Source organism: Paraburkholderia sp. J94 (assembly GCF_905220285.1).
GTDB lineage: Bacteria > Pseudomonadota > Gammaproteobacteria > Burkholderiales > Burkholderiaceae > Paraburkholderia > Paraburkholderia tropica_A.
Genome location: NZ_CAJMZH010000004.1, coordinates 92,023 through 106,896, shown reverse-complemented (window position 1 = coordinate 106,896; position 14,874 = coordinate 92,023). Strand labels below are relative to the sequence as shown.

Genomic DNA, 14,874 nt, shown 5'->3' with positions numbered 1-14,874 from the left:
CGCTAGTGTGACGAAGTCCGCAAACCGCCGTTTAGGGGGAAAGGTGTAGGAGCGTCCGCCATCTCGCACCACCCCACTTAGTGACAAAGCCGTCATACATCCGGGGGCGCAAGCGCCCCGTGAGGCATAACCGCAAACCGAAGGTTTGCGAGTGCCCCGCAAAATCAATCAGTACCCTCGGTTTCCCCTGCATACCCGACCGGTGCGCGCATCGCGCGCAGCGGGATGTATGACCGCCTTGTCACTTCGTTGGTGGGCGCGTGATGACAGACGCTCCGGAACCACTACCGATGATGGCGAGTGGTGGACGGCGTCACACTAGCGGTTTGAGCGGCTTTCTTTTGCCTACTTTTCTTTGCCGCTGCAAAGAAAAGTAGGTGCCGCCCCGCACAGGGGCAACACTTGCAGACCGACACGAAATCAAGGAAAGGCCAACAACACCGCAAAACCAATCAACTCAACGCGGGGATCACCTCCCCAACACACACCCCAAACCCCACCCTATATCCCTCCCCCTGACACCACCCAGCCAGCGTCAACACATCCCCATCCTCAATAAACCCACGCGTGCCGCCCCCCTTCAACGCCAAAGGATTCTTCGCGTTCCAGGTAATCTCCAGCAAGCTCCCAAACGAATCCGCCGTAGGCCCCGAGATAGTCCCGGAACCCATCAAATCACCGACCCGGGTGTTACACCCACCCACCGTATGATGCGCAAGCTGCTGCGCCATGCTCCAATACATGTGCCGGAAATTCGTCCGCGAAATCGTCGTCGCCTCGCCCGCCCCGGCAGGCCGCAACATCACTTCCAGCTCGATATCGAAAGCATGCTCCCCTCCATGCCGCAAATACTCCAGCGGCTGCGGCTCCTGCACCGGCTGCGCCACCCGGAACGGCTCCAGCGCATCGAGCGTCACGATCCACGGTGAAATCGTCGTCGCGAAACCCTTCGAATTGAACGGCCCGAGCGGCACATATTCCCACTGCTGAATATCGCGCGCGCTCCAGTCGTTGAGCAGCACCATGCCGAAAATATGCGCCTCGGCGCTCTCGCACGCGATCGGCTCGCCCAGCGCATTGCCGCGCCCGATCACGAATCCCGTCTCCAGTTCGATATCGAGCTTGCGGCACGCGCCGAACACCGGCCGATCCTGATCCGGCGACTTCAACTGCCCGTTCGGCCGACGCACCGGCGTGCCGCTCACCACCACCGACGACGCGCGCCCGTTATACCCGATCGGCATCTCCGACCAGTTCGGCAGCAACGCATTCTTCGGATCCCGAAACATCGATCCCACATTCATCGCGTGCTCCTTCGACGAATAGAAGTCGGTATAGCCCGGAATCGACACCGGCAAATGCAGCTTCGCATCCGCGAGCTTCACGAGCGCACGCGATCGCAACGCCGCGTCGTCGCGCAAGGCGGCGGTATCGCGCGCAAGCAGCGAGGAAAGCTGCACGCGCACGCTGCGCCATACATCGCGGCCCAGTTCGATGAAGTCGTTGAGCGCGCGGCGCGCGAACACATTCGCTTGCGCCGAAGCCGGAGAACCCGACGTACCCGGCAAGCGCAGCACGCCCGCGTCGTACAGCGCCGCGAGGTCGATCACCGAGTCGCCGATCGCCACGCCCGCGCGCGGCGTGACGTTCTGCGCGGTGCTGAACACGCCGAACGGCAGGTTCTGGATCGGGAAATCGCACGCGGCGTCGTTGGCGGATTCGACCCAGCTCTTGCGGCGCGGATCGAGCGTGGCGCGCAGGTCGTCGGGAAGGGGTTGGCTGCTCATTGCTGCTCCGGGTTGAAATGTTTCGCGAGGCCTTGCCAGCACTCGTAGTAATGCGCCTGCAGCTGCGCCGTTTCGAGCGCGAAGCGCGTCGGCCGGATCAGCGTGCGGGTCTCGAACATGAACGCCATCGTGTCGCCGACCTTGTGCGGTTTCGTCGTATCGGCGTTCGAGGCTTTTTCGAAGGTCTCGGCGTCGGGGCCGTGGCCCGACATGCAGTTGTGCAGGCTCGAACCGCCCGGCACGAAGCCCTCGGCCTTCGCGTCGTACGCGCCGTGCACGAGTCCCATGAACTCGCTCGCGACGTTGCGGTGGTACCAGGGCGGACGGAAGGTGTTCTCGGCCGCGAGCCAGCGCGGCGGGAAGATCACGAAGTCGATCGCATCGACGCCCGGCGTGTCGGTCGGCGCGTGCAGCACGAGGAAGATCGACGGATCGGGATGGTCGTAGCTGATCGAGCCGATCGTATTGAAGTGGCGCAGATCGTATTTGTACGGCGCGTAGTTGCCGTGCCAGGCCACCACGTCGAGCGGCGAATGGCCGATGTCGGCGCGCCAGAGCTGGCCGTTGAGCTTGGTGACGAGTTCGAACTGCCCTTCGCGGTCTTCGTAGGCCGCGTGCGGCGTGAGGAAATCGCGCGGATTCGCGAGGCCGTTCGAGCCGATCACGCCCAGATCCGGCAGACGCAGCAGCGCGCCGAAGTTTTCGCAGATATAACCGCGCGCCGTGCCGTCCGGCAGATCGACCGTGAAGCGCACGCCGCGCGGAATCACGGCGATCTCGAACGGCTCGATGTCGAGCTTGCCCATTTCCGTGCGGATCGACAGGCGCCCTTCCTGCGGCACGATCAGCAGTTCGCCATCGGTATTGAAGAAGAAGCGGTCCGTCATCGCGCGGTTGGCCGCGTAGAGATGGATCGCGCAGCCGCTCATCGACGCCGCCGAGCCGTTGCCCGCCATCGTCACCCAGCCGTCGATGAAGTCGGTCGGCTCGGTCGGCATCGGCAGCGGGTCCCAGCGCAGCTGATTGGGCGGCGTGGGCGGCACGTCGTTGAAATCGGCGACGAGGCGCGCGGCACCGCCGACGCTGTCATTCGTACTCGCGCGCGCCGCCAGCGGCGTGAACGGCTGATGCACCGCGCCCGGACGGATCCGATAGAACCACGTGCGGCGATTATGCGAGCGCGGCGCGGTGAAGGCGGTGCCCGAGAGCTGCTCGGCGTACAGGCCGTAGGCGCAGCGCTGCGGCGAGTTCTGCCCGTCGGGCAACGCGCCGGGCAGCGCCTCGGTCGCGAACTCGTTGGCGAAACCGCTCATGTAGCCGTCGGTCGCGGCGCGGCTGGGCGCGGCGTGGCGCAAGGGTGCGTTCATCACTGTCTCCATGTTCTGCGTGCGGGCGCGTCTTCAGCATAGACGCGCGCCGGCACGCCGGCGTTCGGTTGATCGGGCTTGGCGCGTCGGCTTTCTCCGACAGAACCCGTCGCGCGATTTACGAATAGTAAAACGGATTATGATTAGTGAAATTCAACGTAAACCCTGGGAACGGGCTGAAAGCGCCGCAAAGCCCTTGCCGCGTGGATATCGTTATCACCAATCCATGCATGCCGCGGGCCGCCGGACTGCTAACATCGAGTCATGCGGCCCCGAGGCCGCCTGCGTAAACATTTCATTTCGAGACGCCCTCTCTTTTCGTCGCCATGCTTGCTCCCACCATTCCCGCGCTTGTCGCCCGCGCCGCCGACCACCCTTTTCTCGGCGAACATCTGGCGATGGGGACCGGCGCGCACAGCGCCGTCGCCGTCGCCCACCGGCGCGGCGTGGAGCTGCTGAGCGCGTACGAACCGATCTACGACATCAGCGTGCACGGCGGCGCGCAATGCCTCACGGCGGATCTCGCGCAGGCCTCGCGTTTCGGCGACGAGCTCGGTTATCAGGCCGTGACGCTGCGCGAGGTCGACGGCAAGGTCGGGCCCTATGATCCGTTTTCCGATTCGCTCGACGATCCCGAACTGGTTGCGCTCGACCGCTGCGTGCGCGCGCTGCACACGATCAACTTTCTCGGCTCGCAACAGCATGGGCTGCTGTTTCTGCGCGTGCACGAGCGCCTGCTCAAGAGCGTGAAATACGATCACGGACGCCATTTCTCGAACGTGCTGGTGTCGTTCGGGCTGAATCCGGGACGCGTGGTGATCGAGTTGCCGGCGGCGGCGGTCGCGCACCGCACGTTCGTCGGCTATCTGACGCAGAGTTATCAGCGCTATGGCTTCAAGGTGGCTGGCAATCTGCCGAATGCGGGCCAGATTCTTTCGGTGTCCGACATGGCGCGGCTCGATTTCGTGAAGATGGATGCGAGTTCGGCCTTGCGCGATTCGATGGTCAAGCCGCTCGTCAGCTACGCGGCGCGCCTGCGCATTCCGCTGATCTTCAACCGCGTGGTCGATGCCGCGCAGTTCGAGCAGTTGCAGCAGTACGACGTGCGCTTCGTGCAAGGGCCGGTGTTCACCGCGCAGGACAGCGCCGCCTGACACGTTGCGCCATGAAAAACGCCGCGCTTTCTTGCGAAGGCGCGGCGTTTTTTTATGCGTCGTGATCCGAGTCGGACAATGGGCCTAGAGGCTGATCGGCTCCTGCTCCAGTTCCACGCCGAAGCGCGCGAGCACGTCGTGGCGGATCGCCTGGGCCAATTCGAGGATGTCCGCGCCGGTCGCGCCGCCACGGTTCACGAGCACCAGCGCCTGGCGCTCGTGCACGGCCGCCTCGCGCAGCGCGCGCCCTTTCCAGCCGCATTGGTCGATCAGCCAGCCCGCCGCGAGCTTCACGCGCCCATCGGCTTGCGCATAGGACACGACGCCCGGCTCACGCATGACGAGTGCGTCGAACTGCTCGCCCTCGATCACGGGATTCTTGAAGAAGCTGCCCGCGTTGCCGAGCACGAGCGGATCGGGCAGCTTGGCGCGGCGCACCGCCACTACGGCGTCGAACACGTCCTGCGCGCACTGCGCTTCGCTCAGGCCGCGCTGCGCGATCTCGCGCGCGAGATCGGCGTAACCGGCGTTCGGCCGCCACGCTTTCGGCAAGCGGAAGGTCACGGCCGTGATCACGAAGCGGTCGCGGCCTTCGCGCTTGAAGAAGCTGTCGCGATAACCAAACTCGCACGCGGCGGCGTCGAATTCGTACGGCGTGCCGGTTTCCATTTCGATCGCGCGCACCATCGCGCAGCGATCGCCCATTTCGAGCCCGTAGGCGCCGATGTTCTGGATCGGCGCGGCGCCCACCGTGCCGGGAATCAGCGCGAGATTTTCGAGTCCGGGCATGCCCGCTGCGAGCGTCCACGCGACGAAATCGTGCCAGTTCTCGCCGGCGGCGGCTTCGACGTACCAGGCTTCGTCGTCCTCATGGACGACACGCTTGCCCGCCAGCCCGACCAGCAGCACGAGGCCGTCGAAGTCGCGCGTGAGCACGATATTGCTGCCGCCGCCCAGCACGAGCGTGCGCAAGCCCTCGGCGCGCGAATCGCGCACGGCGGCGATGAAATCGGCCTCGCTTTCGACGCGGCACGCGTAACGCGCGCGCACGTCGAAACCGAACGTGTTGTGCGCGCGCAGCGGATAAGCGGCGGCGAACCACACGCTGTTGCGCGGGGACGGATCAGCAGGCAAGGCGGAAGCGGACATCGCGGAAGAACGGAGACGGAAAGACGGACGGAGGACGCGGGCCAGGTCACAGCACGGACAGGAACACGGGCCAAACCACGGGCCGCCGCGCAACCTTGGGCAAACACGGTGACGCCGGTAAAATGGCGTCGGTCCGTGATTATAGCGAGTGCGCGCGACGCCGCCGGAAAACGCCGGTGCGGCCCGCCCGCGCAGCGCCACTCGCACTTTTGGGAGAAAGCAATGCCATCGTTTGACGTCGTCAGCGAAGCCAACATGATCGAAGTGAAGAACGCGATCGAGCAATCCAACAAGGAGATCTCCACGCGCTTCGACTTCAAGGGCTCGGATTCGCGCGTCGAGCAGAAGGAACGCGAACTGACCGCGTACGCCGACGACGATTTCAAGCTCGGCCAGGTCAAGGACGTGCTGCTGTCGAAAATGGCCAAGCGCAATGTCGACGTGCGTTTTCTCGACTACGGCAAGATCGAGAAAATCGGCGGCGACAAGGTCAAGCAGGTCATCACCGTGAAGAAGGGTGTCTCGGGCGACCTGGCGAAGAAGATCGTGCGCCTCGTGAAGGACAGCAAGATCAAGGTGCAGGCGAGCATTCAGGGCGACGCCGTGCGCGTGAACGGCACCAAGCGCGACGACCTGCAAAGCGTGATCGCCATGCTGCGCAAGGACGTGACCGACACGCCGCTCGACTTCAACAACTTCCGCGATTGATCCTGACCGACTGATCCCTCGCGATCTTTCGTTCGGCGGGCGCGGCGCGGGCTTATTGCTCACGCCGCGCCCGTTTGTTATTTCTCCGTGCGCGGCGCTTTTTCAGCCTGCATCAGTCGCTCAATCGGGCTTGAACAGCAGCGGCATCATCACCTCGCCCGTTTCCAGCAGCGTCTTGAGGTTCGAGAGGATCAGCGGCCAGCCGCCCGATACCGCCTCGATGAACTTCGAACCCGGCCGCGCCATGCGATGCGTGACCGAGAGCTTCGCCACGTCGTCCTGCGCGACGATTTCCATCGTGCACAGCGAGTCGCCTTCCGCATTCAGATCGGGGCGAAACAGGTTGCGCCAGCGGATCACCAGACGATACGGCGGCTCGGACTCGACGATCTCGCCCGAGTCGGCGATGCGCCCGTCGGCGAAACGCAGCTGCCACGGCGAACCCGGCTGCCAGTCGCTTTCGGCGCGCACGCCGTGCCAGTAGCGCTGGGTGAATTCCGGGCTCGTGAGCGCCGTCCAGAGCGCCTGCGGCGTGGTGCGGATATAGGTGACGTAGACGAACACCGACTCCTGCGCGGCGTTCGTGCCGGGCTGCGCCGCGGCGCGGTCCTCATGGCTCATGACTGCCTCCTGACTTCGATTCCTGCGCGCTGTGCGGCGCGCGTTCCTCCAGCGAACGTTTGAGCTCGACGAGCGCGTCCACCCGCGTGCGCTCGAACTTGCCGATCCAGCGCGCGGCTATGTCGCCGATCGGCACCGGATTGATGAAATGGCGCTTCTCGCGCCCTTCGCGCCGGGCGACGACGAGATTCGCCGCCTCGAGCACGCCGAGATGCTTGGTGACCGCCTGGCGCGACATCGCCAGCCCCTCGCATAGCTGCGTGAGCGTCTGGCCGTTCTTCTCGTGCAGCCGGTCCAGCAACTGCCGGCGGCTCGCATCTGCGAGCGCGCGAAATACGGCGTCGTCGTTCATGGGTTTTAGTATGCAACCTCACGGTTGCATGTCAAGGCGAAAACGGCGCGAGCCGAAGTGGGACACGCACGATGTTCATTGCGCTCATCACGTTCATGCGCGCTTGCGCGCGGCCTTGCGGGCCACCGTGGCCGCCTTGGCCGCCTTGGCCGCCTTGCCCGCCGCCGCGCGGCCGGCCGGCTCGCTCGCGAACGCTTCTGTGCCCGCGACCACGGGCAGCTTGCGCGGCCTGCCGCCCTTGCGCCCGTTCTCGCGCGCAGCGGCGGCCTTGGCGGGCGAGGTGACCGAGCCCATCTGGCGTGCCAGATCGCGCATCCAGAGCTTCGTGCCGTAGACGCCGCTCAGCAGTCCCGGCGCCCACACCGACTCGTCCAGACGCGGAAAGTAGATCGACTGCCCGCCGCCCCAGATCTCGACTTCGGCAAGCTGGGCCGGCGTGGGCGCAGGTTCGAGCATCCGCAGGTCCTGAATGAGCGCGATGGGCACGGCGAGATCTACGCCGTTCGCGAACGACACTTCGAGCTTGTGATGCGCGCGGCTGTACCGCGCGGCGACCGCGACCGGACTCTCCTGTGCCGCCCGCGTTGCGGCGTCGAACTGCTCGCGGCCGATGGCCCCGTTACCCACGGGCTCCCGCTTGCTACGCTCCCTGCTGCTGGCCATGTTTGCGTTCTCCACGTTTCGATGCGTTGCCATTCCCGGCACAGGCGTGCGACTTCGGGTTCGATCGCTTGCGCGAGGCGCGCCACTTCACGCTCGCCGAGCGCGAAGCGCTCGCGCAGCGCCAGCGGTCCGAGCGGGCAATTGAGGTTGAACACACACGAGCCTTGCGGACTCTCGACATGAACATGCGCGGGCCGGTGATCGTTCGAAAAGATCACGACGCGGGCGCCGGATACGCGAAGCAGTGTGGGCATGGCTCGACATTAACCTAACGTTGGGTTTCTGGGGTGCCGCACCGCCGGTATTCCGTGCGTTCTCTTGCACTGGATCAACGCTGAGCAGCGGCGCGGTCGACAACACAGCATAACCACGCGCGCCGCGCCGGAAACCTCATCCGAATGGCCAGGCGAAGCCGAAGCGCGTCAGCACGTGCGCACACAAACCCGCAAACCGACGAAAAAAAAGCGACGCCTGAGCGCCGCTTTCGCGTCTGCCGCACACAACCGTCAATCGAGCCTGAACTGCCCGACCGCTTCCGCGAGCCGCACCGCCTGGCTGCGCAGCGCGGACGCCGCCGCCGTCGACTGCTCGACCAGCGCCGCGTTCTGCTGGACCATTTCGTCGAGCTGGCTCACGGCGCGGTTCACTTCCTGAATGCCGCGCGTCTGCTCGCCGGCCGCGTTCGTCACCTCGGAGATGATCGTCGTCACGTTCGCGACGTTCGCCACGATTTCGTCCATCGTTTCGCCCGCGCGGCGCACGAGTTGCGAGCCGGAATTCACGCTCGTCACCGTCGATTCGATCAGCGCCTTGATCTCGCGCGCGGCCTGCGCGCTGCGCTGCGCGAGGCTGCGCACCTCGCCCGCGACCACCGCGAAACCGCGGCCCTGCTCGCCCGCGCGCGCAGCTTCCACCGCCGCATTGAGCGCCAGAATGTTGGTCTGGAATGCGATGCCGTCGATCACGCCGATGATGTCGGCGATCTTCACCGAAGCCTTCTCGATCGCGCCCATCGTATCGACGACGTCGTTGATCACCGCGCCGCCGCGCGACGCCACCACCGACGCCGAGTTGGCCGTCACGTCCGCCTGCTGCGCCGCGTTGGCCGACTGGCCGACCGTCGCCGTGATTTCCTCCATCGACGCGGCCGTTTCTTCAAGGCTCGCCGCCGCCGATTCGGTGCGGCCCGAGAGATCGACGTTGCCCGCCGCGATTTCGTCGCTGGCCGTGCGCACCGACTCGCTCGCGTCGCGGATATGGCGCATCACCTCGCGCAATTTGTCCATGAAGGCGTTGAACGAGCGCGCGATCTGCGCCACTTCGTCGTCGCCCGTGGCGGGCAAGCGCTGCGTGAGATCGCCCTCGCCCGCGCTGATCGCGTCCATCGCGTCGCGAATGCGCGAGAGGCGCTGGAACGACACGGCCGTGACCGCGCCCACCACCAGCGCCGCCACCACGCCCACCACCACCAGCGCGATCAGCGACGCCGTGAGCAGCGAGCGCATGCCCGCCGTGGCTTCGCTGCGGTCGAGCGCGACGATCAGGCGCCAGTCGGTGCCCGGAATCGGCTGTGCGCGCATCAGCTTGGCGTCGCCGCCCACGTCGATGGCGAGCGGCCGCGCCGACTTGCCAGACGAAGCGGACGAAGCCATCGACGCCAGCGTGTCGGCCGTCAGTTCGGGCGCGAGGTCGGTGGCCGGCTTGAGCGTGAGCTTCGCGTCGTTGTGCGCGACGATCTGGCCCGAACTGTCCACCAGCATGCCGAAGCTCGCGGGCGTCGGATGGATCGACTGCACGTTCGACACCACGTCGTCCATGGCGACGTCGCCGGAAATCACGCCCTTCACCTGGCCGTCGCGGATCACGGGCGCCGCGAACGCCACCACCAGCTTGCCGGTGCCCACGTCGACGTAAGGCGGCGTCAGCACGCCCTTGCCCGCCGCGACCGCCTGCTTGTACCAGGGACGGCCGGTCGGGTCGTAGTCGGGCGGAATGCCGGTCGGATCGGAGAACTTCGCGGTCTTGTCGGCATAGCCCACGTAGACGTTGGTGAAGCCGCCCGCCGCCGCGACCAGCTTGAGCGCCGCCGACGGATCGGGCTGGAGCACGGCGTCCTGCAGCGAGTCGATCATGCGCGCGTGGGTGGCCGCCCATTCGCCGATGCCTTCGGCGTGACTGGCCGCGACGGCCGCAAGCGTGGCGTCGATCGAATCCTTGTTATGCGAGTTGGCGACGGTGTAATCGAGTGCGGTGTTGGCCGCGAGCGCCACGACGACGATGGAAACGCATAGCGCGACGATGCGCGCGCGAATGGTGGAGAACATGTGGGGGATCGCCGGGGAAGAGGTGATTCGGACCGCGAGTACGTATGGCAATAGAAAAATGACATACGGGTTTACGGCCCGCCGGCAGACGACTTAAGGCGCTTTTATGGTGCAAATGCTCATAAAATGCAGCCAAACGTCAGACAAATGCGCGTAACTGATCAGACGACACGACAGGAAAATGCGCAGTGACTCACAACTCCGACATCTTGCGCGAGCGGCACGCCGCGCTTCCCTCGCGGCGCGTGCCCAATACAACTTCAATACGGTTTCAATACCGCCCCACCACAGGCTTATTCGCTCGCGGCGGCGGCCTTCTTCTTTTTATCGCCGATACGGCTTTCGGTGCCGTTCATCAGCTTCGTGATGTTGGCGCGGTGACGCCAGAACAGCAGCGCGCTCATGGCGAGAATCGCGAGCGCGATCACGTGCGGGCCGAACAGGAAGACGTAGAAGATCGGCGCGAACAGCGCGGCGGCGAGCGCCGCCAGCGACGAATACCGCGTGAAGAACGCGACGATCAGCCAGGTGAGCAGCGTCAGGCCGCCGAGCAGCGGATTGATCGCGAGCAGCACGCCCGCGGCCGTCGCCACGCCCTTGCCGCCCTTGAAGCGGAAGAACACGGGATACAGATGCCCGAGGAACACGGCGATGGCGGCGAGCGCGACGGCCGTGTCGTCCAGACCGAAACGCGGGCCGAAACGCACCGTGAGCCAGACCGCGAGCCAGCCCTTGAACGCGTCGCCGATCAGCGTGAGGATCGCGGCCTTTTTGTTGCCGCTACGCAGCACATTGGTCGCGCCCGGATTGCCGGAGCCGTAGGAGCGCGGATCGTCGAGGCCCATGAAGGCGCTCACGATCACCGCGAACGAAACCGAACCGATCAGATAAGCCAGAACGGCGACGAACAGGTTGTACATGCACGAAACCCGAAGTAATTGAAACGAAGCGTGAGACGAAGCGCGACGCGGCGCGCGGCCAGCCAGGAATGCCGGCAAGCGAAGCGCCGCGTCGGCGAACGCGCCATTCTACCGAAGCGCGGGCGCGCCTTGATGGCGCACCAGGGTAATCAGGGAACGTACCGTCGCGCGCGCGACGCGGCGGACCTTCGCGTTGGACTTTATTCGACGCTCGCGCACTGCACCGGCTTCGCATCGAGCAACGAGGTCAGCACGGCAGGCGCGAGACTCACCAGATAGCCGCGTTTGCCGCCGTTGAGCCAGATTTCGTCGAAATCGAGAATCGTCGATTCGACGTAGACCGGCATGCGCTTTTTGGTGCCGAATGGCGAAGTGCCGCCCACCAGATAGCCCGAGTGACGATTCGCGACTTCCGGCTTGCAGGGCTCGACGCGCTTGGCGCCGATCTGCCGCGCGAGATTCTTGGTCGACACCTTGCGGTCGCCGTGCATGAGGACGATGAGCGGCTTCGCGTTCTCGTCCTCCATCACGAGCGTCTTGACGACGCGGTGCTCGTCCACGCCGAGCTGGCGCGCGGACTCGCCCGTGCCGCCATGCTCGACATACTCGTAGGGATGCTCGCCGAACGCGACGCCCGCGCGGCGCAGCATCTGCGTGGCGGGCGTTTCGGAGACGTGTTTCGATTTGCTCATGGCGCGCATTGTAATGCGCGCAGTGGGTGGTCCGCGCGCTCGCGGTCAGCCGCGCGGATGATGCATCTGATGCAGCAGGCGCAGACGCTCGCGCGCGACGTGCGTGTAGATCTGCGTGGTGGAGATGTCGCTGTGGCCGAGCAGCATCTGCACCACGCGCAGATCGGCGCCGTGATTGAGCAGGTGCGTGGCGAACGCGTGACGCAGCGTGTGCGGCGAAAGCGGCGCGTGTACGCCCGCATTCAGCGCGTGACGCTTGATGATGTGCCAGAACTGCTGGCGCGTCATGCCTTCGGCGCGCGCGGTCACGAACAGCGCGTCGGCCGGGCGCGGGCCGAGCAGCGCGGGCCGCGACTCGCGCAGGTAACGCGTGAGCCACGCCGACGCCTCTTCGCCGAACGGCACGAGCCGCTCCTTCGAGCCCTTGCCCATCACGCGCACGACGCCTTCGTTCAGGCCCACTTCCACGGTCTTGAGCGTGACGAGTTCGGTCACGCGCAAGCCGCTCGCGTACATCAGTTCGAGCATCGTGCGATCGCGCAGGCCGAGCGGCGTAGTCACGTCGGGCGCGTTCAGCAGCGCTTCGACCTGGGCTTCGGTCAGCGTGGTGGGAAAGCGCGGCGGCTGCTTGGCCGAGCGCACGCGCACGGTGGGATCGACGCTCAGGCGCCGCTCGCGCAGCGCCCAGCCGTAGTAGCGCCGGAACACCGAGAGACGCCGGTTCGCCGAAGTCGATTTGTCGTCCTTGCGGCGCGCGCTGTAGGCGTGGATATCGTCTTCGTGCACGCCGTCGAGACCGTGCGGACGCGCGCGAGCGAGCCATTCGGCGAACAGGCGCAGATCGCGCCGGTAAGCGTCGAGCGTGTTGCGCGAGAGACCGTGTTCGAGCCACATGGCGTCGCAGAACGTGTCGATCGCGAGCAGGCTCGTGGCGAGCGTTTCGGCGGCGGCGGCGGAAAGCGGCGCATTGTCGTCGATGGCGTCGAAGTGCTCAGCGTCTGCATCGTCGAGCGCGGCGAGGTCTTGCTCGCCGTCCTCGAAATCGGCGTCGGGTTCGTGCGCGTCGTCGTGCGCGGGGGTGTTCGTCATCGGATCCTTACGCCTTCGTGGGCGAGCAGCCAGCGTTTGACGTCGCGGAAAAAACCGTCGCCGCCATGGTGATTGAACCCGCCGATACCGCCCGCCGCGACCACGCGATGGCACGGGATCACGATCGGCAAATAGTTCGAGCCGCACGCCTGCCCCACCGCGCGCGCGCTGATGCTGCCGATGCGCTGCGCCAGTTCGCCGTAGGTCAGCACGCTGCCCGCCCCGATCGCGCAGATGCCGTCCCAGACGCGGCGCTGGAACGCCGTGCCGGGCGATGCGAGCGGCAGATCGAAGGACGCGGACGCGTCGTCGAGATAGCGCGCGATCTGCGCGGCGGCGCGTTCGGCGAGTTCGGAATCGGGCGCGAAGCCCGGCGTCGAACCCGGCAGATAGTGGATTTCGCGCACGCCGTCCGCAGCCGTGACGATGCCGACCTTGCCGAACGGCGCGTCGATCACCGCGTTGTAGACGCGCGGCGCGAGCTTGCGCAAAGCCTGCGGGCTCGGCGCGCGCGCGGGCACGTCAGCAGGCACGTGGGCCGCGGCGCGCATCGCCGCGTCTTCCGCGTCGTCCCACAGCGAATAGCTTGCCGATGCGCCGGCCAATGTTTTCGTCATCGCCGCTCTCCTTGAATCGTCACCTTCGTCGGCGCGATCATGCCGCTTCCAGCGCCCATTGCACATGCTCGCGCACGATCGCCGATTCGTCCTGCAAGCGCGCGCGCAGCGCATCGACGATGGCCTCGCGGCGCGCGCGTGTTGCTTGCGCTTCGTCCGCACGCAGCGCATTGCCCATCGCCACCGCGATATTGCGCGACCAGCTTTCGTAACCGATGCGCCGGATCGCGCTGCCCTGCATGCGCTCGTCGAATTGCTGGGCGCTCCAGCTAAACAGCTCGACGAGACTCGCGCGGTCGAGCCCGTGGCGCACGTCGAAATCGGCGACCGGCGCGGCCTGCGCGAACTTGTTCCAGGGACAGACGAGCTGGCAATCGTCGCAACCGTAGACACGATTGCCGATCAGCGGCCGCATGTCCAGCGGAATGCTGCCCTTCAATTCGATCGTCAGGTACGAGATGCAGCGGCGCGCATCGACGCGATACGGCCCAGTGATCGCGCCCGTCGGACACGCGCCGATGCAGCGCGTGCAACTGCCGCAATGCGCGCCCGGCGTTTCGGGGGCCGCGCTGGACGGATCGTCGGCGTCGGTGGGCAGCGGCACGTCGACGTAAATTTCGCCGAGAAAAAATAGCGAGCCCGCGTCGTGCTGGAGCAGCAGCGTGTGCTTGCCGCGCCAGCCGATACCCGCTTTCTGCGCGAGTTCGACTTCGAGCACGGGCGCAGAATCGGTAAAGACGCGAAATCCGAATGCGCCGATCTCGGCCTCGATGCGCTCGGCGAGTTGCTGCAGACGCGCGCGCATCACCTTGTGATAGTCGCGGCCGCGCGCATAGATCGACACGACGGCGGCGTGCGGATCGGCGAGACGCGCGTGTTCGCGCAGACGCCAGTCGTCGTGGACGGCGTGCGGCGCGTGAGCTTGTTCCGCGCCTTGCGAAGCACTTTCAGCAGGCTTACCTGCCGCGTGCTCCGATGCATTCGCGGCGCTTGCAGCCATCGACGGATCGAGCGTCGCGGCCGGCAAATAGGCCATGCGGGCGGTGATGACACGTCGCGTACCGGCAACGAGCTCGGCGGGCCGTGCGCGTTTCATCCCATGTTTGGCCATATAATCCATCTCGCCGTGGCAGCCGGCTTCGAGCCACGCCGCAAGGCCCGCCTCGGCATGAGATAGGTCGGTGTCGCTGATACCGATCGCACCGAACCCCAGCTCGCGTCCCCATACGCGGATGCGCGTCGCGAGCGCGGCCAGCGCCGCCGCATCGAGCGTCGCGCCGGCGCCCTGCGGCGCAGTTTGCGCCGCCTCTTGCGCCGACTCTTGCGCCGCTGCTTGCGCCGACTCCTGCGCCTGGTCAGGCGCGCGCGCGGCCTTGGCGGCCAATGTCTGGTTCGAGGGGGAATGCGAGGGGTTCATCACGCCATTTTACG

General features: G+C 66.0%; 14 protein-coding genes and 1 pseudogene. 2 read left to right on the top strand and 13 right to left on the bottom strand.

Features of this window, described 5'->3' with window-relative positions:
• Positions 1–452: 452 nt before the first annotated feature.
• Positions 453–1,787: a fumarylacetoacetase gene (gene fahA / locus U4Y88_RS09250; RefSeq protein ID WP_321783510.1), complete on the bottom strand. Its 1,335-nt coding sequence runs from the start codon at positions 1,785–1,787 to the stop codon at positions 453–455.
• Positions 1,784–3,154 (bottom strand): homogentisate 1,2-dioxygenase, encoded by a 1,371-nt coding sequence (gene hmgA / locus U4Y88_RS09245; protein WP_321783508.1) that lies wholly within the window; start codon positions 3,152–3,154, stop codon positions 1,784–1,786. Before hmgA ends, fahA begins: the two co-directional genes overlap by 4 nt.
• Before the next feature lie 326 nt (positions 3,155–3,480).
• Here hmgA and U4Y88_RS09240 point away from each other — a divergent pair, with 326 nt between their 5' ends.
• On the top strand, positions 3,481–4,308 hold the full coding sequence (locus U4Y88_RS09240; RefSeq protein ID WP_224005139.1) for an EAL domain-containing protein: 828 nt from the start codon (positions 3,481–3,483) through the stop codon (positions 4,306–4,308).
• Between the two features lie 84 nt (positions 4,309–4,392).
• Here U4Y88_RS09240 and murB read toward each other — a convergent pair whose 3' ends face one another.
• Positions 4,393–5,457 carry a UDP-N-acetylmuramate dehydrogenase gene (gene murB / locus U4Y88_RS09235; RefSeq protein WP_224005136.1) on the bottom strand — a complete coding sequence of 355 codons (1,065 nt, stop codon included), beginning with the start codon at positions 5,455–5,457 and terminating at the stop codon, positions 4,393–4,395.
• 222 nt (positions 5,458–5,679) lie between these two features.
• On the opposite strand from murB, the gene U4Y88_RS09230 reads away from it, so the two are divergent.
• Positions 5,680–6,165, top strand: a complete 486-nt coding sequence (locus U4Y88_RS09230; RefSeq protein ID WP_224005133.1) for a YajQ family cyclic di-GMP-binding protein — start codon at positions 5,680–5,682, stop codon at positions 6,163–6,165.
• Positions 6,166–6,285: 120 nt separating this feature from the next.
• Here U4Y88_RS09230 and U4Y88_RS09225 read toward each other — a convergent pair whose 3' ends face one another.
• The 10 genes and pseudogenes from U4Y88_RS09225 to queG form a co-directional block, all read right to left on the bottom strand.
• Positions 6,286–6,786, bottom strand: a complete 501-nt coding sequence (locus U4Y88_RS09225; protein ID WP_321783506.1) for an SRPBCC family protein — start codon at positions 6,784–6,786, stop codon at positions 6,286–6,288.
• A complete protein-coding gene (locus U4Y88_RS09220; RefSeq protein ID WP_321783504.1) occupies positions 6,776–7,138 on the bottom strand; it encodes a metalloregulator ArsR/SmtB family transcription factor in 363 nt (120 codons plus the stop codon). Before U4Y88_RS09220 ends, U4Y88_RS09225 begins: the two co-directional genes overlap by 11 nt.
• A gap of 93 nt (positions 7,139–7,231) precedes the next feature.
• A complete protein-coding gene (locus U4Y88_RS09215) occupies positions 7,232–7,801 on the bottom strand; it encodes a DUF2442 domain-containing protein (protein ID WP_321783502.1) in 570 nt (189 codons plus the stop codon).
• Positions 7,802–7,887: 86 nt separating this feature from the next.
• Positions 7,888–8,055: pseudogene (locus U4Y88_RS37745) on the bottom strand (DUF4160 domain-containing protein); the annotation flags it as partial.
• A gap of 252 nt (positions 8,056–8,307) precedes the next feature.
• Positions 8,308–10,125 carry a methyl-accepting chemotaxis protein gene (locus U4Y88_RS09205; RefSeq protein WP_321783498.1) on the bottom strand — a complete coding sequence of 606 codons (1,818 nt, stop codon included), beginning with the start codon at positions 10,123–10,125 and terminating at the stop codon, positions 8,308–8,310.
• 293 nt (positions 10,126–10,418) lie between these two features.
• The gene (gene plsY / locus U4Y88_RS09200) at positions 10,419–11,045 is read right to left on the bottom strand and encodes a glycerol-3-phosphate 1-O-acyltransferase PlsY (protein WP_224005118.1); all 627 of its coding nucleotides are present in this window, start codon (positions 11,043–11,045) and stop codon (positions 10,419–10,421) included.
• Between the two features lie 200 nt (positions 11,046–11,245).
• Positions 11,246–11,737: a Cys-tRNA(Pro) deacylase gene (ybaK, locus tag U4Y88_RS09195; RefSeq protein WP_224005115.1), complete on the bottom strand. Its 492-nt coding sequence runs from the start codon at positions 11,735–11,737 to the stop codon at positions 11,246–11,248.
• Between the two features lie 45 nt (positions 11,738–11,782).
• On the bottom strand, positions 11,783–12,826 hold the full coding sequence (gene xerD / locus U4Y88_RS09190; protein WP_321783497.1) for a site-specific tyrosine recombinase XerD: 1,044 nt from the start codon (positions 12,824–12,826) through the stop codon (positions 11,783–11,785).
• Positions 12,823–13,377 (bottom strand): methylated-DNA--[protein]-cysteine S-methyltransferase, encoded by a 555-nt coding sequence (locus U4Y88_RS09185; RefSeq protein ID WP_415774421.1) that lies wholly within the window; start codon positions 13,375–13,377, stop codon positions 12,823–12,825. Before U4Y88_RS09185 ends, xerD begins: the two co-directional genes overlap by 4 nt.
• A 103-nt stretch (positions 13,378–13,480) precedes the next feature.
• Positions 13,481–14,860 carry a tRNA epoxyqueuosine(34) reductase QueG gene (queG, locus tag U4Y88_RS09180; protein ID WP_321783495.1) on the bottom strand — a complete coding sequence of 460 codons (1,380 nt, stop codon included), beginning with the start codon at positions 14,858–14,860 and terminating at the stop codon, positions 13,481–13,483.
• Positions 14,861–14,874 lie beyond the last annotated feature (14 nt).